A 16697-nucleotide genomic window follows, 5' to 3' on the forward strand; every position below is an offset into this window, starting at 1 on the left:
GAATTGCCGCCACGCGGCCCGAAGTTGATCCCCATCAAACCCGCGGATGCGCTCCGCCGCGCTACGCGTCGTCGAGCGAACGCCGCTCGACACCCTCCAGGTGCGTACGCATCGCGCGGGCCGGCGCCTCGGGGTCGCCCGACTCGAACGCGGCGAGGATCGCCGTGTGCTCGGCGATGGCCTGGTCGATGTCGAACGTGCCGTGGTCGACGGTCTGCCGCATCCGGTGCACATGCGCGCTCAGCGACTCGGCCATCGCCGCCATGAACCTGTTCTGCGCCGCCTGGATGATCAGCAGGTGGAACGCCCAGTCGGCGGCGAAGTACTCGCGCAGGTCGGAGTTGTCGGTGGCGGTCGCGTCCCCGCCGCGCAGCTTGCGCACGCGGTGCGCCGCGAGCACGTGCCGGGCGTGCGCGGCCCGCAGCTCGGGCACCAGGTCGTCGGCGTGCGCGAGGGCCCGCTCCACCGCACCGAGCTCCAACATGATGCGGGCGTCGAAGAGTTCGGTGACCTGCTCGGGGGAGAGCGGCGGCGCCACCTTGTACCCCTTGAGCGCGACCCGGTTGACCAGGCCCGTGTGCTCCATCTGAACGAGGGCCTCGCGCACGGGAGTCGGCGAGACGCCGAGCTCGCGGGCGAGCGAGTCGATGCCCAGGGAGGAGCCGGGCGGCGTCGAGCCGTCCAGCAGCTTCTCCAGGATCGCGTCGTAGACCCCGTCGCGCAGCGCGCGGCGTGCCACGAGCGGGGAGTTGGGGCTCTGTGGGTGCGTGCTCTTCGGGCTCATCTCGCCGTCCAGGTTATCCGAGGAGGAGGTGCGGACAGTCTGTCGCAGACCGGATAGATCCTATAGGGTCTACGATTCAGTGAGGACCGTTCAGGCCGACGAGGGAGTCGCCCATGCCGCCCACCGTCCACCGCACGTCGCCCCGCACTTCCCGTGACTGGCCCATCGGTGCCGCCCTCCTCCAGTTCCCCGACGCCCACAACGCGCCTACGAAGCAGTGGAGTTCGGTTTTCGACGAGGTCGCGGGCGAAGGCTTCGACCACGTCGACCTCACCGACAGCTGGGTACGCCCCGGCGACCTCGACGCCGACCGCAGAGCCGAACTGTCCTGCGCCCTCAAGGAGTCCGGCCTCGGAGTCACCGCGATCTCCGCGATCCGCCGCAGCGTCATCGACCCCGACGAGGACGCGGCCCGCGCCCACCTCGCGTACCTCCTGCGCACGATCGACGCCGCGTCCGACCTCGGCATCGGAGTCGTATCGGTGGGCCTGCACCGGGAATTGACGGAGACTCAGCAACAGGCACTGTGGTTCTGGCACGAACAGGGCGCCACCGACCCGGCCGGCGACACCCGCTCCTGGAACCTCGCGGTCACCCGCCTGCGCGCACTCGGCGAGCGCGCCGCCCAGTACGGCATACGCCTCTCGCTCGAAATGTACGAGGACACCTACCTCGGCACCGCCGACAGCGCGGTCGCCCTGGTCACCGACATCGGCCTGCCGAACGTCGGCCTCAACCCCGACATCGGCAACCTCATCCGGCTGCACCGCCCGGTCGAGGACTGGCAGACCATGCTGCGCAAGACCCTCCCGCACACCAACTACTGGCACATCAAGAACTACTACCGCGACCACGACCTCGCCACCGGCGCCTACTTCACCCACCCCGCGCCCTGCGAAGGCGGCCTCATCGACTACCGGCGCGCCCTCGCCATGGCCCTGGAGTGCGGCTTCGACGGCCCGATCTGCGTCGAGCACTACGGCGGCGACGGCCTCGGCGTCTCCGCCGCCAACCGCGACTACCTGCGTCGCGTCCTGCGCGCCCGCCTCGGGGAGTGATCCGCGTGAGCCGCTGGATCGGGACCAGCTTCAAGATGACCAAGACCCGTTCCGAGGCCGCGAGTTACGCGGCGCGCGTACGGGACGCGGTCGGCGACGGCATCGACGGTGTGCACCCCTTCCTGATCCCTTCGGCGACCGCCGTCTCCGCCGTCGCCGACACCCTCGGCCCCGGCTCTCCCGTCCTGACCGGCGTACAGAACGCCCACTGGGACGACGAAGGCGCCTGGACCGGCGAGATCTCGGTGCCGCAGGCCGCCGACGCGGGCGCCCGGCTCGTCGAGATCGGGCACTCGGAGCGGCGCGCCCACTTCGCCGAGACCGACGACACGGTCCGCCTCAAGACGGCCGCCGCCCTGCGCCACGGCCTCACCCCGCTGGTCTGCGTCGGCGAGTCCGCGGCGGCGAGGGACGCGGGGCGAGGCGCCGACGTCGTACGCGCGCAGGCCGAGGCGGCGCTCGAAGGGCAGTCGGACCCGGGAGCGGTGCTGCTCGCCTACGAACCGGTCTGGGCGATCGGCGAACACGGCAGGCCGCCCCGCCCCGAGGAGATCGCCCCCGCCCTCGCGGCCCTCGCCGAACTCCCGGCGCGCGCCGTGCTGTACGGGGGGTCGGTCGACCTGGGGAACGCGAAATGGCTGCTTGAGCTTCCGGGGGTGCAAGGGTTGTTCGTGGGGCGGGCGGCTTGGGATGTGGATGCGTTCTTGGAGTTGGTGGCCTTGGGACTGTGACGCCGTACTACGACACGCTCGTAGTTCGACGTCACAGCCCCGACCCGGCCTCCCGAGCAGCCACCACCGCCGGCGCGACCGAGTACGGAAGCAGGTCCCGCGGATGCTCCGGCAGCAGCACGCCCACGTCCGCGTCGTCCGCGAAGCGGTACGGGCGGTGCGCGAGGAGGGCGCCGAGGTAGCGGCGGACGCGGGACATCTCGGCCCGCACCGTCACCGTGCGGGTCCGGTCGCCGAACAGGTCGTCGGCGAGCGCGGACGCGCTGCGTCCCGCCGGGTGCAGCGCCAGGACGTACAGCAACTCGGCGTGCCGCGGGCTCAGTTCGTGGGACCAGGTGGCCGCCGCCCCGGACACCTCCAGGGACCAGTGGCGCGGGCGGCTCACGTCGAGCGCGATACGGGTCGCGCCGAGCGGCCGCGGCTCCTCGTCCACCATCAGGAGCCAGCCCCCGGCCAGCGGCGTCACGTTGCAGGACCCGAGCGCAGGGACCCAGCAGCTGCCCTCCGCGAGGGACTTGGGCAGCGCCACCCGGTCCACGGGCGGCATCCCGGTGACCGCCGCCGCCCAGCCGAACTCGTCGACCGCGAGCGCCCGTCCGCTCATCCGGGCGAGGACGGGCGCGGCGACCGAACGCAGCTGCTCCAGGCTTCCCTGCAACTGTTCGCGCAGCCGGGCCTCGGCGAGCTGAGCCACCGAGTGCACCCACGACAGCGTCGCCGGATGCAGCGTGTCCATCGGCCCGCTGACGTCCACGACCCCGAGGAGCCGCCCGTCGCGCGGATCCGTCACGGGGGCGCCCGTGCAGACCCACGGGTGCTGCGACTGCACGAAGTGCTCGGCGGAGAAGACCTGTACGGGACGGCGGGCCACCAGCGGCGTACCGATCCCGTTCGTCCCGACGACGTCCTCCGCCCAGTGCGCGCCCAGCTCGAAGCCGAGCCTGTCGGCCATGCGCAGCACGCCCGGGTGCCCCTCGCGCCACAGGATCCGGCCCTCGGCGTCGCTGATCACCATGATGTGCTGCGCCGCGTCGGCCACCGTCACCAGCGCTTCGCGCAGCATCGGAAGGAGCGGGAACAGCGGCGAGGCCCGCCGCTTCTCCTCCAGCGCCTCCGTGGTGAGCAGCCCCGCGCGGACGTCGTGGTCCGGGTCGACGCCGTCCCGCAGCATCCGCCGCCAGGAGTCGTCGATCACCGGCCGCGGTCGCACGCGCGGGCGCAGGCCGGAGAGCGTCGCGTCGCGGACCCCCTTGAGGAGGTGGGACGAGTGCGCCACATCCATGGCGGACAACCGTGCGAGGTCGATCGTCGAGTCCTTGTTCATGGGGGAACCTCGGTTGTGGGGAGTTGCGTCCATCCTGCCCTGAGGGACCGGGCAGGCGTGGGCCTTCCCGAGGAACGTTGCAACCCCCTGCAACCCTGGTGAACATTCGTACGGGGTTTGAAGATGGGAACAACGCCGCTGCTGCGGCGTTCGAGCTCCTCTAGGGGCCTGATGAGCGGGGATGGTGCCGTGTCGGCGCAGCACCATCCCCGCGTCAGTATCCGGACCCCGAGGCAGGCTCAGACCTGTGGGCGTGCCCGTTCCGCCAGTGACGCCAGGTCCAGCGAGTGCGGCAGCGTTCCGAAGCCCGCGCCCCGGTCCCCGCCGAACCTCCCCGCACAGAACGCGTCCGCCACGTCGTCGGGGCCGTACCGCACCAACAGCGAACCCTGGAGCACCAGCGCGATCCGCTCCACCAGCCGCCGCGCCCGCGTCTCGATGCCGTCCAGGTCTCCGAGTTCCGTCAGCAGATCCTTCACCGCCGCGTCGAGCCGGTGATCGGCGCCGCGCGCCTTGCCGACCTCGATCAGGAACGCGTTCAGCGCCTGCGGCTCCCGCTGCAACGCCCGCAGGACGTCCAGGGCCTGTACGTTCCCCGCGCCCTCCCAGATCGAGTTCAGCGGTGACTCGCGCAGCAGCCGCGGCATGCCGGACTCCTCCACGTACCCGTTGCCGCCGAGGCATTCGAGGGCCTCCGCGACCAGTGGCGTACAGCGCTTCGTCACCCAGTACTTGGCCGCAGGCACCGCGATCCGCAGGAAGGCCGCCTCCTGCTCGCCCCCGTCCTCGTACGCGGCGGCGAGCCGCAGCGCGAGCGTCGTCGCGGCCTCCGACTCCAGGGCCAGATCGGCCAATACGTTGCTCATCAGCGGCTGGTCGGCCAGTTTCGCGCCGAACGCCTCGCGGTGCGCGCAGTGGTGGGTCGCCTGCGCCACGGCCTGCCGCATCAGGGCGGCGGAGCCGAGCACGCAGTCGAGCCGGGTCGCCGACACCATCTCGATGATGGTGCGCACCCCGCGCCCCTCCTCGCCGACCCGGCGGGCCCACGTCCCGTCGAACTCGACCTCCGCCGACGCGTTGGACCGGTTGCCCAGCTTGTCCTTCAGGCGTTGGAGGGCGAAGGGGTTGCGCGTGCCGTCCTCCAGGACGCGGGGGACGAGGAAGCACGTGAGCCCCGCGTCCGTCTGCGCCAGCACCAGGAAGCCGTCCGACATCGGCGCGCTGCAGAACCACTTGTGGCCGGTGAGCGCGTACGCCCCGTCCTCGGACAGGGGTACGGCCCGCGTCGTATTGGCCCGTACGTCGCTGCCGCCCTGCTTCTCCGTCATCGCCATGCCGAAGAGCACCCCGGCCTTCCGCGCCGCGGGTCGCATCCCGAAGTCGTAGACCGTGGACGTCAGTCGGGGCTCCCACTCGGCTGCGAGCTCCGGGTCCGTGCGCAGCGCGGGCACCGCCGCGTGCGTCATCGACAGCGGGCACAGGTGCCCCGCCTCTACCTGCGACCACACCAGGAACGCGGCGGCGCGCCGCAGATGACCTCCCGGCCGGGTCCATGCCGACGTGAGCCCCGCCGACGCACCCTTGCCCAGGAGCCGGTGCCACGCCGGATGGAACTCCACCTCGTCGATCCGGTGGCCGTAGCGGTCGTGGGTGCGAAGGCGTGGCGGGTTCTCGTTCGCGAGCCGGCCCCACTCCTGCGCCTGCGCCGACCCGGCGGTGCGGCCGAGAAGTGTGAGGTCCGCGAGGGTCTCGTCCAGAAGTGCCGGGTCCAGATGCCGCTTCAGACCCTGCGTCAGGGCCGGGTCGGCGGAGAAGACGTCGTACCCGACGAGCGGAGGGACCTGGTTGGTGACGGTATGCGTGCTGCCTGCCATGTCTGCCGAACCTACCCGCGACACCGCAAACCCCACCACAGGCCGGGCCTGACGTCGGACGGCGTCCTTCCCGACGGATACCGTTGAGACGTGCAGCCAGCAAGTGAATCCCCCCGATCGCCGTCCGGACGCCTTCACCGGGCGCGTGTTCTGTATCACAACGTCTCCAAACGGAAGACGGCCTGGCTGCTCCTGAAGGACACCGTCAACTCCTGCATGGAGTACCGCATCCTGGGCCTCGCGGCCGAGGCGGCGTTCTTCACCCTCCTGTCGGTCCCGCCGCTGCTGCTGTCCCTGGTGGGACTGCTCGCGTACGTCGACACATGGACGGGCGCCGACACCATCGCGGGCGTCCGCGACAACATCCTGGAGGCCTCACGCACGGTCCTCACCGACCAGGGCGTGAAGGAGATCGCAGAACCGATTTTGGACGACGTCATCAAGGGCGGCAGGCCCGACGTCATCTCCATCGGCTTCCTGCTCTCGCTCTGGTCCGGCTCGCGCGCGGTGTCGACGTTCGTGGACACGGTGACCGTGATGTACGGACTCGACGGCGTACGCGGCATCGTGAAGACGCGGCTGCTCGCGTTCCTGCTCTTCCTGGTGGGGCTGCTCCTCGGCGCGATCGCGCTGCCGCTGATGATCGCGGGCCCGGACGCGGTGATCGGCCTCGTGCCCTGGTCCCAGTCCCTCGTCCAGATCTTCTACTGGCCCGTGGTCCTCATCCTGTCCATCGCGTTCCTGACGACGCTGTACCACGTGTCCGTGCCGGTGCGTTCGCCGTGGATCGAGGACGTGCCGGGCGCCCTCGTGTCGCTCGCGATGTGGATCCCCGGCAGCTTCCTGCTGCGCCTCTACCTCACCAACACCATCGAGGGCCCGACCATCTACGGCTCCCTCGCGGCGCCGGTCGCCGTACTGCTGTGGATCGGCATCTCGGCGTTCGCGGTGCTCGTCGGCGCCGCGGTGAACGCCGCGATCGACCGGGTGTGGCCTTCGGTCGCGACGGCGGCGGCGCGCGCCGCGAACGAGCGGGTGCGCAGGGCGGCCGCCACCGAGCAGCTGGCGCGGGCGGCCGCACTGGGCTTCCCGGACGACCCGGACGACCCCGAGGACCCGGACGACGGCGACGACCCCGGCATGCCGTCCGAGTTCCCGGAGCGCTGGTCGAAGTTCCTGCCCCCGGAGGACGTCACGTCCCGCCTGCGCACGCACGTCCGCAAGAACGGTGACGGGGCGGGGGACGAGGAGGACAAGGACTGACCGGGGCGCTCACTTCCAGGCGCCGGCCGCCGCCTCCCGTTCCGCGAACTCCCCGAACGTACGCGGGCCGCGCCCGAGCACCCGCCGTACGTCACCGGTGACCGAGGCGTTGCGCCCGTCGAGCAGCGTCGCGAACAGCTCCACCAGGAACGCCACTTCCTCCTCCGGCACCCCGAACCCGCGCAGCGTCGCCCCGTAGTCGGGCAACGGCACGTACCGCTTCTCGGTACCCGTGGCCGCCGCGACCGCCGCGACCGCCGCGAGCGCCTCGCCCCACGTCAGCAGCTCGGGCCCGGTGAGATCCAGGACCTCGCCCTCGTACCGCCCCGACGGCTCGCGCAGCACCGCGACCGCGACCTCCGCGATGTCCGTCGCGTCGATGAACGGCTCACGCAGCGCCTCCGGCGCCGCGAACGCCAGTTCCCCGCTCCGCACCTGGTCCGCGAGCGGGCCCTCGCTGTAGTTCTGCTGGAACCAGGCGCACCGCAGCACGGTCCACCGCGCCCCCGACGCCCGCAGCGCCTCCTCCGCCGGCAGCGCCTGCTCCTCGCCGCGCGCCGACAGCAGCACAAGGCGCCGCACCCCGAGCTCCACCGCCCGCCGCGCCAGCGCCCCCACCAGGTCCGCGGCGTCCGGCGCCCCGATGTCCGTGGGGAAGGCCAGATACGCCCCGTCGGCGCCGCGCAGCGCCTCGTCCCAGGTCCCGGGCTCCTCCCAGTCGAACCGCACCGCGCCCGACCGGGAGGCGGCCCGCACGCTCAGCCCCGCGGCGCGCGCCGCGTCGGCGACCCGGCGCCCCGTACGCCCGGTGGCGCCGGTCACCAGCACCGTCCGTGTGTTCCGTTCCGCCTGTGTGTTCCGCTCCGTCTGTGTCATGCCTCCACTCAACCGCCGCACGCCACCCGCCGACATCGCCGAGCCGCTCACCGCCATACGCGTCCGTCTACGCTGATTTCATGGACGTACTCGCAGGGCTCCTCGAAGGGCCGAGGGCGCGCGGGGCCTTCATGATCCGGGCCTGCTTCGAGCCGCCGTGGGCCGTGCGGATCGCAGACGGGGCACCGCTCTCCGTGATGATCATGGTGGAGGGTGAGGCGTGGATCCTGCCGGAGGGCGGCGACGGCGGGGCGGACAAGCCACAGCACATCCGCCCCGGCGACATCGCCATCGCCCGCGGCCCGGCCCCGTACGTCTGCTGCGACGACCCGGACACCGAGCCGCGCGCCGAGATCGGACCGGGTCAGGAGTGCCGCCCGCTGGGCCCCGCGCACGTCGGCCGCTACAAGGATCTCGGCGTACGGCAGTGGGGCGAGTCGCCGGACGCCCCGGCGAAGATGCTCATCGGCACGTACCAGATGCGCGGCGAGCTGACCGCGCGGCTGCTCGACGCGCTGCCCGCGCTGCTCGTACTGCCCACCGAGGTGTGGCGCTGCCCGCTCACCCCGCTGGTCGCGGAGGAGATCGTGCGCGACGAGCCGGGCCAGGACGTCGTCCTCGACCGCCTCCTCGACCTGCTGCTGATCGCCTCGCTGCGCGCCTGGTTCTCCCGCCCCGAGGCCGACGCGCCCGCCTGGTACCGGGCGATGGGCGACCCGGTCGTGGGCCGCGCGCTGCGGCTGATCCAGGACGATCCCGCCCGCCCCTGGACGGTCGTCGCACTCGCCGAGCGGTCCGGGGTCTCGCGGGCCGCGCTCGCCCGCCGCTTCACGGAGCTGGTGGGCGAGCCCCCGATGGCGTACCTGACCGGCTGGCGCCTCGCGCTCGCCGCGGATCTGCTGCGCGAGGGCGGGTCGACGGTCGCGGCGATCGCCCGGCGCGTCGGGTACGGCAGCGCGTTCGCCCTGTCCACCGCGTTCAAGCGGCAGTACGGAGTGAGCCCGCAGGAGTACCGGACATGACCGGGGGCTACGAGGAGCGGGCGGCGCGGGTGCCGGGCGCGACCGTGTGGACCCGGACGGTCGCGCGCGGCGGGGGAGCGGCCGCCCCGGTGCTGCCCGACGGCTGCATGGACCTGATCTGGAGCGAGGGCCGGCTCTTCGTCGCCGGACCCGACACCCGCGCCCACCCCACGGGCTCCGGCGAAGGCCGCCGCTTCGCGGGCATCCGCTTCGCGCCCGGCACGGCGCCCGGCTACCTCGGCGTACCGGCACACGAACTCCGGGACACCCGCGCGGAGTTGGCTGACCTGTGGAACGGCGGCGAGGTCCGGCGGCTGACCGAGCGGCTCGACGCCTCCGCCGACCCCGCGACCGACCTTGAGGCCCTGGCGGCCCGCCTCGCCCACGTCGCGGGACCGCCCGACCCGCTGCTCACCCATGTGGCGCGGGCGCTCGACGCGGGCCGCAGCGTCACGGCCGTCGCCGACGAGACGGGCCTCGGTGCCCGCACCCTGCACCGCCGTTCACTGGCCGCGTTCGGCTACGGCCCCAAGACCCTCGCCCGCGTCCTGCGCCTGCAACGGGCCCTGGCGCTCGCCCGCGCCGACGTCCCGTTCGCCGAGGCCGCGGCCCGCGCCGGATACACGGACCAGGCCCATCTGGCGCGCGACGTAAGGGACTTGACGGGTACGACGCTCGGCGAACTGGTTACGTAGGGCGGTTCACGTCGGACGGTTCACGCGAGAGGCGCGAACAGGTCCACCTGGTTCCCGTCCGGGTCGAGCACGACGGCGTACCGCTGCCCCCACGGCGCGTCCCACGGCTTGGCCTCGCCGTGGTGCCCCGCCCCGGCCAGCTCCTCGTACACGGCGTCGACCCCGGCGGCGTCCCCGCAGTGGAACGCGAGCACGACGCGGCCCCGGCCGGCATCCTTGGCGTCCGGTACCGGGTCGAACATCAGCCGGATGCCGCCCGCCAACTCGGCTTCCACGTGCGGGAGTTGCTCGGCACCCTCGGGGAACGTGAGGCCGAGACGGCGGTAGAAGGCCAGTGAGGCGGCCAGGTCGGTGGTGGCGACGCCGATGGCGTCCATACGGATTCGGATCTCGTTCATGCGGCCCACGGTAGACAGCGGCGCAGGCCGCGGTCTTGTACGAAACGGACACCGGCCCTCCTCCTTGCGGGCGCCCCGAAACCGCCGTACACGAGGCTTATGACCGACCACGAGACTCTCGTAGCGAGCGTGCGGCCGGCGAGCCCGGTGACTCTGGAAGCCGATTACGACGCCGCCGTCTCCCGGTGGCTGTGGCTGGTGAAGTGGCTGCTCGCGCTGCCGCACTACCTCGTCCTCGCCGTCCTCTTCATCGGCTCGGCCCTCGCCACCCTCGTCGCCCTGTTCGCGATCCTGTTCACGGCCCGCTACCCGCGGCTGCTCTTCGACTTCAACGTCGGTGTGATGCGCTGGTCCTGGCGCGTCGGCTACTACACGTACGGAACTCTCGGCACCGACCGCTACCCGCCGTTCACGCTCGGACCCGCCCCCGACTACCCGGCCCGCCTCGACGTCGCCTACCCCGAGCGGCTCTCGCGCGGCCTGGTCCTGGTCAAGTGGTGGCTGCTGGTGCTGCCCCAGTGGCTGATCGTGTCGCTGCTCGTGGGTGGCTCCGGTTCGGCGGGCGGCGTCGCGGGACTGCTCACGTTCTACGCGGCCGTCGCCGTCCTCTTCACCGGTACGTACCCGCGCGGCATGTACGACCTCAACATCGGCCTGCACCGCTGGGCGGCGCGCGTGGCGGCGTACGGGGGACTGATGACGGACACGTACCCGCCGTTCCGCCTGGACCAGGGCGAGCGCGAGCCGTACTAGCCTCCGGGCATGCCCGTCGCGACGCTCGTGTACACCCGCACCACCGGCTACCGCCACGACTCCATCCCGCACGCCGTCCGCGCCCTGCGCACGTTCGGCCTCGCCGTGCGGCACACCGAGGACCCGGCCGTCTTCGAGCGGGCCCTCGACGCCCGCCCCGACGCGGTCGTCCTCCTCTCCACCAGCGGCGACGTCCTCACCCCTTCCGGGCGCGAGCGGCTCGCGGCGTACGTCGACGGGGGCGGCGGCTTCGTCGGCGTCCACGCGGCGGCGTGCACGGAGTACGGGTGGCCGTACTACGGGAACCTGCTCGCGGCCCGCTTCGACCGCCACCCCGCGTACCAGCCCGGCCGCGTCCGGATCGCGGACCACGACCACCCGGCGACCCAACACCTGCCGCCCTACTGGGAGTTCACCGACGAGTGGTACGACTTCCGCTCCGACCCGCGCGACGACCCCACCGTGCGGGTCCTCGCGTACGCCGACGAATCCTCGTACGAGGGGGCGACCATGGGCGGCGACCACCCGCTGGTGTGGTGCAGGGACCCGGAGCGGCCGGGGCCGGGGCCGGGCCGGATGTTCTACACATCCCTCGGCCACGCCGCCGAGGCCTACGCCGACCCGGCGTTCCGGTCCCACTTGGCGGGAGCGATCCACTGGACGGCACGCCACTCTTGAGGTCTGGCGACTCTTAAGGCGGCCTATCGGCCGAGCGCCCCCGCGATCCCCGCCAGGGCCCCCGGCCCGACACGGCAGCAGCCGCCGACCAGTTGGGCCCCGGCGTCCCGCCACGCGGTCACCTGGTCCGGCGCGAACGTGGCGCGGCCCGCCCAGGCGCGCGCCTCGGCGTCCCACTCCTCGCCACTGTTGGGATAGACGACGACGGGCTTGCCGGTGACACGGACGGCGAGACGCACGGCAGCCTCGACATCCCGCGGAGCACAGCAGTTGACGCCGACCGCGACGATCTCCTCGGCGTCGGCAGCCACCGCGAACGCCTCCTCCAACGGCTGCCCGGCACGCGTACGGGCCCCCTCCACGCTGTACGACAGCCAGGCCGGCACCCCGAGCCCCCGCACCGCCCGCGCCAGCGCCCGCGCCTCGTCCGCGTCGGGCACGGTCTCCAGGGCGAACACATCGGGCGCGGCCCCAGCCAGCACCTCAAGCCGCGGCCGATGAAACGCGTACAACGCTTCCTCGCTCAGCCCGTACCGCCCCCGGTACTCGGACCCGTCGGCGAGCATCGCCCCGTACGGACCCGCGGAAGCGGCCACCCACAGAGGCCGCCGAACGCCGGCCTCCCGACTCGCCCTACGCGCCAACTCCACACTCGACCGCATGAGTTCGGCGGCCCGCACCCGCCCGATGCCACGCCGCGCGAACCCCTCGAAGGTGGCCTGATAACTGGCCGTGATGGCGACATCCGCCCCCGCTTCGAAGTACGCCCGATGCGCCGCGACGATCGCCCCGGGCTCCTCGTCAAGCAACCGGGCCGACCACAGCTCGTCACTCAGATCGTGCCCGGCGGCCTCCAACTGATTGGACAGCCCGCCGTCGAGCACGAGGACGCCGCTGGTGAGGGACCGAGTGAAGGAATCGCTGGTCATACGGTCAACGCTAGCCGACCGACACCGAAGCCGGGCGCCCTACCGCACCGTGAGCACGAGCTTCCCGGTCACCCGCCCCGTGTCGCCCTCCGCGTGCGCCTTGGCGGCCTCGGCCAGCGGATACGTGTCCGCCACGTGCACCGTGAGCCCGCCCGACTCGACGAGTTCGGCGACGGCGCGCATGCCCGCCTGATCGTGCTCGACGAGCATGGGCGTGGCCCGCACCCCCAACTCCCGTGCTCGCGCGGCCACTTCCTCGAACTGAACCGGCAGCAGCGAGACGAGAATGCCACCCGGCCTCAGCACGTCAAGGGAGCGCAGCCGGTCCTCGCCGCCGAGGGTGTCGAGGACGACGTCGACGTCGCGGACCTCGGCCGCGACATCGACGGTGCGGTAGTCGATGACCTCGTCGGCGCCCAGCCCCCGCACGAACTCGTGCTTGGCGGCCGACGCCGTCCCGATGACGTACGCGCCGCGCGCCTTGGCGATCTGCACCGCCACATGCCCCACGCCACCCGCCGCGGCCTGCACCAACACCCGCTGCCCGGAGCGCAGTTGGGCGATGTCGACGAGGGCCTGCCAGGCGGTGAGCCCGACGAGCGGCAGCGCGCCCGCCTCGATGTGGCCGACACCCTCCGGCTTCGGCACGAAGGCGCGGGCGGGCCCGGCCACGTACTCGGCGTGCGATCCGGCCCCGTACGGATAGGGCAGCATGCCGAACACCTCGTCGCCCGGCTCGAACAGGGCGACGCCGAGCCCCACCGCCTCGACGACCCCGGACACGTCCCAGCCGAGCGTGAAGGGCGGCTCGCCCAGGAAGAGCCCGGAGCCGCGGTGCTTGTAGTCGGTCGGGTTGAGGCCCGCCGCGTGCACGGCGACCACGATCTGCCCGATGCCGGCCTTCGGCCGCGGCACCTCGACCTCCCGCAGCACCTCGGGCGGCCCGAGGGTGTCCTGGCTGATGGCCTTCATGGTGGCGGTCACGGTGGTGGATCGGTTATCGCTCATGACACCACCCTGCGCCCACGCGACCGACACGGACAATGGCAAGATGGCCATCCAGCGATAGAATCGTGCCATGAGTGGAACGCCCAGTGGAACGCCCGAGGGTTCACCGCATCGCGTGGTCGTGCTCGCGCTGGACGGGGTCTACCCCTTCGAGCTCGGCATCCCGAAACGCGTCTTCGGCTCGGCGGGCGACGTCTACGAGGTCGTGACCTGCGCCGCGACACCGAGCCGCACCGTCCGCACGGACGCCGACTTCACGATCACCGTCGCGCACGGCCCGGAGGCGCTGGAGACCGCGGACACCGTGATCGTCCCGCCGTACGACATGTCACGCATCGCCGACCCGCTGCCCGCCGCCGAACGGGCCGCGCTCGCCCGGATCCGGCCCGGCGCCCGCACCGTCTCCATCTGCACGGGAGCGTTCGCGCTGGCGGAGGCCGGGATGCTCGACGGCCGGCGCGCCACCACGCACTGGGCGCTCGCGGACCGCTTCCGCCGGATGTTCCCGCACGTCGCCCTGGACCCGGACGTGCTGTTCATCGAGGACGGCGACGTACTGACGTCCGCGGGCGCGGCCTCCGGCCTCGACGTCTGCCTGCACCTGGTGCGCTCCGACCACGGCAGCGCCCTCGCCAACTACGTGGCCAAGTGCTGCGTCGTCCCGCCGTGGCGCGAGGGCGGCCAGGCCCAGTACATCGAGCAGCCCGTCCCCGACGAGGGCGAGAGCGGCACCGCGTCGGCCCGCGCCTGGGCACTGGAGCGCCTCGACCGGCCGCTCGCCCTGCGGGAGTGGGCCGCGCACGCCCGGATGAGCCCGCGCACGTTCGCGCGCCGCTTCCAGGAGGAGACGGGCACGAGCCCCGGCCGCTGGCTGATCCGCCAGCGCGTACACCGCGCCCGCCACCTCCTGGAATCCACGGACCTCCCGGTGGACCGCATCGCGACGGAGGTCGGCTTCGCCACCGGCACGTCCTTGCGCCAGCACCTGCACGCCACCATCGGAGTCACCCCGCAGGCGTACCGCCGCACCTTCCGGGCGGGCCCGGTGAGCGTGGCGTGAGCGGGGGACTGTGACGCCTGGCCACGATATTTCCGTAGTCAGACGTCACAGTCCCCCGCACACCCCAGGGCTCACGCCCCCTCCGGCCACTCCCACCGCTCCAGATCCGCCAGCCACACCCGCGCGTTGCCGTCGGACGGGGCGCGCCAGTCGCCGCGCGGCGAGAGCGAGCCGCCGGCCGAGACCTTCGGGCCGTTCGGCATCGCGGAGCGCTTGAACTGTGCGAACTGGAAGAAGCGGCGGCAGAAGTACTCCAGCCAGTGCCGGATCTCGGTGAGGCTGTACGCGCCGCGGTCCTCCTCCGGGAAGCCGGGGGGCCAGGCGCCGGCCTCCACGTCGCGCCAGGCGTGCCACGCCAGGAACGCGATCTTCGAGGGGCGGAAGCCGTGCCGCAGCACGTAGTAGAGCGTGAAATCGTGCAGCGCGTACGGGCCGATCTTCGACTCGGTGGACTGCAGCTCCTCGCCGGGGACCAGCTCGGGGCTGATCTCCGTGTCGAGGATCGCGGTGAGGATCTTCCCGGCCTCGTCGCCGAACTGGTCGCTGCTGACGACCCAGCGGATGAGGTGCTGGATGAGCGTCTTGGGCACGCCGCCGTTGACGTTGTAGTGGCTCATCTGGTCGCCGACGCCGTACGTGCACCAGCCGAGCGCCAGCTCGGACAGGTCGCCGGTGCCGAGGACGATGCCGCCGCGCTGGTTGGCGAGGCGGAACAGGTAGTCGGTGCGCAGGCCCGCCTGGACGTTCTCGAAGGTGACGTCGTACGCCGGCTCGCCGTCCGCGAAGGGGTGGTTCATTTCGCGGAGCATCAGACGGGCCGTGTCCGTGATGTCGAGTTCGGCGGCGGTGACGCCGAGCGACTTCATGAGCGCGTGCGCGTTGGACTTGGTGTGCTCGCCGGTCGCGAAGCCCGGCATCGTGAAGGCCAGGATGTCCGTGCGGGGGCGGCCCGCACGGTCCATCGCGCGGGCCGCGACGATCAGGGCGTGCGTGGAGTCGAGGCCGCCGGAGACGCCGATGACGATCTTGGGGCCGCCGATCGCGCCGAGCCGCTGCATCAGGCCGGAGACCTGGATGTTGTACGCCTCGTAGCAGTCCTGGGCGAGGCGCTCGGTGTCGGCGGGGACGAACGGGTACCGCTCGACGTGGCGCTTGAGGCCCAGGTCGGTGCTCGTGGGCGGGTCCAGGTGGAAGTCCACACGCCGGAAGCCTGCGGTCCGGTCCGCGTGCGTGCGGCGGTTGTCGTCGAATGTGCCCATCCGCTGGCGCTCCTGGCGCAGCAGGTCGAGGTCGATGTCCGCCACTGCGTGCTGGTCGCCGAGTGGGAAGCGGTCGGTTTCGGCGAGCAGGGACCCGTTCTCGTAGATCATGGTCTGGCCGTCCCAGGAGAGGTCGGTCGTCGACTCTCCTGCTCCTGCCGCCGCGTAGACGTATGCGCTCAGGCAGCGGGCCGACGCGGAGCGGCACAGCAGCTTGCGGTCCTCGGCGCGGCCGACGGTGATGGGGCTGCCGGAGAGGTTGAGCAGGACCGTCGCGCCGGCGAGGGCCGCTTCCGCGCTGGGGGGCACCGGGACCCACATGTCCTCGCAGATCTCCGCGTGCAGCACCAGCCCGGGGGCGTCCTCGGCCGCGAAGAGGAGGTCCGTGCCGAAGGGGACGTCCGCGCCCTTGATCCGGATCGTGCCGCCGCGTTCGTCGTCGCCCGCCGCGATCTGGCGCTTCTCGTAGAACTCCCGGTAGGTGGGGAGATACGACTTGGGTGCCACGCCGAGGATCCGGCCGCGGTGCACGACGACCGCGCAGTTGTAGATGCGGTTGCGGTGGCGCAGGGGAGCGCCGACCACGAGGACCGGGAGGAGGTCGGCCGATCCTGTGACGATGGTGGCGAGGGCCTCCTCCACTTCGTCGAGGACCGGGTCCTGGAGGACCAGGTCCTCGATGGAGTAGCCGCACAGGCCCATCTCCGGGAAGAGGGCGACGGCGACTCCGTCCTCCGCGCAGCGGCGGCCCTGTCGCAGGACGGCCTCCGCGTTGGTGCGCGGGTCGGCGATGGCGGCGTGGCCGGTGCACGCGGCGACCCGCGCGAAACCGTGACTGTAGATCGACCGGAAGTTCACCCGCCCATGATGTCAACCGGGGCGGTGGCATGCGCGGCGGGGCTTGGCCACATTCTGATCGTGGCGTGAGCGAAGTGGTTCCGGTGGGTTCTCGTTCGGGGAGACTTAACCGTGATTCGCGTATGCG

General features: G+C 72.3%; 16 protein-coding genes. 8 read left to right on the top strand and 8 right to left on the bottom strand.

The genetic code is table 11. The annotated features are described in order from the left end of the window. Nucleotides 1-61 precede the first annotated feature (61 nt). Entirely contained in the window at nt 62-784 is a 723-nt protein-coding gene (locus ACFYWS_RS14590) for a GntR family transcriptional regulator (RefSeq protein ID WP_389274891.1), read from the bottom strand. Nucleotides 785-897: 113 nt separating this feature from the next. On the opposite strand from ACFYWS_RS14590, the gene ACFYWS_RS14595 reads away from it, so the two are divergent. Together ACFYWS_RS14595 and ACFYWS_RS14600 are read left to right on the top strand one after the other, a co-directional pair. Continuing rightward, the gene (locus ACFYWS_RS14595) at nt 898-1842 is read left to right on the top strand and encodes a sugar phosphate isomerase/epimerase family protein (protein ID WP_389274894.1); all 945 of its coding nucleotides are present in this window, start codon (nt 898-900) and stop codon (nt 1840-1842) included. A gap of 5 nt (nt 1843-1847) precedes the next feature. After that, nucleotides 1848-2573 carry a triose-phosphate isomerase gene (locus tag ACFYWS_RS14600; protein WP_389274897.1) on the top strand — a complete coding sequence of 242 codons (726 nt, stop codon included), beginning with the start codon at nt 1848-1850 and terminating at the stop codon, nt 2571-2573. 31 nt (nt 2574-2604) lie between these two features. Here the strand turns inward: ACFYWS_RS14600 and ACFYWS_RS14605 are convergent, their stop codons facing one another. Continuing rightward, nucleotides 2605-3897, bottom strand: a complete 1293-nt coding sequence (locus tag ACFYWS_RS14605; RefSeq protein ID WP_389274900.1) for a GAF domain-containing protein — start codon at nt 3895-3897, stop codon at nt 2605-2607. A gap of 239 nt (nt 3898-4136) precedes the next feature. Beyond that, complete coding sequence (locus ACFYWS_RS14610; protein WP_389274902.1) at nt 4137-5771, bottom strand: acyl-CoA dehydrogenase family protein; 1635 nt, start codon at nt 5769-5771, stop codon at nt 4137-4139. 90 nt (nt 5772-5861) lie between these two features. On the opposite strand from ACFYWS_RS14610, the gene ACFYWS_RS14615 reads away from it, so the two are divergent. Continuing rightward, the gene (locus ACFYWS_RS14615) at nt 5862-7034 is read left to right on the top strand and encodes a YihY/virulence factor BrkB family protein (RefSeq protein ID WP_389274905.1); all 1173 of its coding nucleotides are present in this window, start codon (nt 5862-5864) and stop codon (nt 7032-7034) included. 9 nt (nt 7035-7043) lie between these two features. On the opposite strand, the gene ACFYWS_RS14620 is transcribed toward ACFYWS_RS14615, so the two are convergent. Beyond that, nucleotides 7044-7910, bottom strand: coding sequence for an NAD(P)H-binding protein (locus tag ACFYWS_RS14620; RefSeq protein WP_389274908.1), 867 nt, complete (start codon nt 7908-7910; stop codon nt 7044-7046). A gap of 80 nt (nt 7911-7990) precedes the next feature. Between ACFYWS_RS14620 and ACFYWS_RS14625 the strand changes: the two genes are divergently transcribed. Next, nucleotides 7991-8932, top strand: a complete 942-nt coding sequence (locus ACFYWS_RS14625) for an AraC family transcriptional regulator (protein WP_389274911.1) — start codon at nt 7991-7993, stop codon at nt 8930-8932. Further along, nucleotides 8929-9627 carry a helix-turn-helix domain-containing protein gene (locus tag ACFYWS_RS14630; protein ID WP_389274914.1) on the top strand — a complete coding sequence of 233 codons (699 nt, stop codon included), beginning with the start codon at nt 8929-8931 and terminating at the stop codon, nt 9625-9627. Before ACFYWS_RS14625 ends, ACFYWS_RS14630 begins: the two co-directional genes overlap by 4 nt. A 20-nt stretch (nt 9628-9647) precedes the next feature. Here the strand turns inward: ACFYWS_RS14630 and ACFYWS_RS14635 are convergent, their stop codons facing one another. Next, nucleotides 9648-10025, bottom strand: coding sequence for a VOC family protein (locus tag ACFYWS_RS14635; protein ID WP_389274917.1), 378 nt, complete (start codon nt 10023-10025; stop codon nt 9648-9650). 99 nt (nt 10026-10124) lie between these two features. Here ACFYWS_RS14635 and ACFYWS_RS14640 point away from each other — a divergent pair, with 99 nt between their 5' ends. Together ACFYWS_RS14640 and ACFYWS_RS14645 are read left to right on the top strand one after the other, a co-directional pair. Next, nucleotides 10125-10778, top strand: a complete 654-nt coding sequence (locus ACFYWS_RS14640; RefSeq protein ID WP_389274920.1) for a DUF4389 domain-containing protein — start codon at nt 10125-10127, stop codon at nt 10776-10778. 9 nt (nt 10779-10787) lie between these two features. Continuing rightward, nucleotides 10788-11456, top strand: a complete 669-nt coding sequence (locus ACFYWS_RS14645; protein ID WP_389274923.1) for a ThuA domain-containing protein — start codon at nt 10788-10790, stop codon at nt 11454-11456. A gap of 23 nt (nt 11457-11479) precedes the next feature. On the opposite strand, the gene mmuM is transcribed toward ACFYWS_RS14645, so the two are convergent. Beyond that, nucleotides 11480-12385, bottom strand: a complete 906-nt coding sequence (gene mmuM, locus ACFYWS_RS14650; RefSeq protein WP_389274926.1) for a homocysteine S-methyltransferase — start codon at nt 12383-12385, stop codon at nt 11480-11482. A gap of 39 nt (nt 12386-12424) precedes the next feature. Then, nucleotides 12425-13393, bottom strand: coding sequence for an NADP-dependent oxidoreductase (locus tag ACFYWS_RS14655; RefSeq protein WP_389274930.1), 969 nt, complete (start codon nt 13391-13393; stop codon nt 12425-12427). Nucleotides 13394-13463: 70 nt separating this feature from the next. On the opposite strand from ACFYWS_RS14655, the gene ACFYWS_RS14660 reads away from it, so the two are divergent. Beyond that, nucleotides 13464-14453, top strand: coding sequence for a GlxA family transcriptional regulator (locus ACFYWS_RS14660; protein WP_389274933.1), 990 nt, complete (start codon nt 13464-13466; stop codon nt 14451-14453). 71 nt (nt 14454-14524) lie between these two features. Here the strand turns inward: ACFYWS_RS14660 and ACFYWS_RS14665 are convergent, their stop codons facing one another. Next, on the bottom strand, nt 14525-16570 hold the full coding sequence (locus ACFYWS_RS14665) for an NAD(+) synthase (RefSeq protein ID WP_389274936.1): 2046 nt from the start codon (nt 16568-16570) through the stop codon (nt 14525-14527). Nucleotides 16571-16697: the final 127 nt, after the last annotated feature.

Origin of the sequence: Streptomyces sp. NPDC002795 (assembly GCF_042888725.1) — a bacterium.
GTDB lineage: Bacteria > Actinomycetota > Actinomycetes > Streptomycetales > Streptomycetaceae > Streptomyces.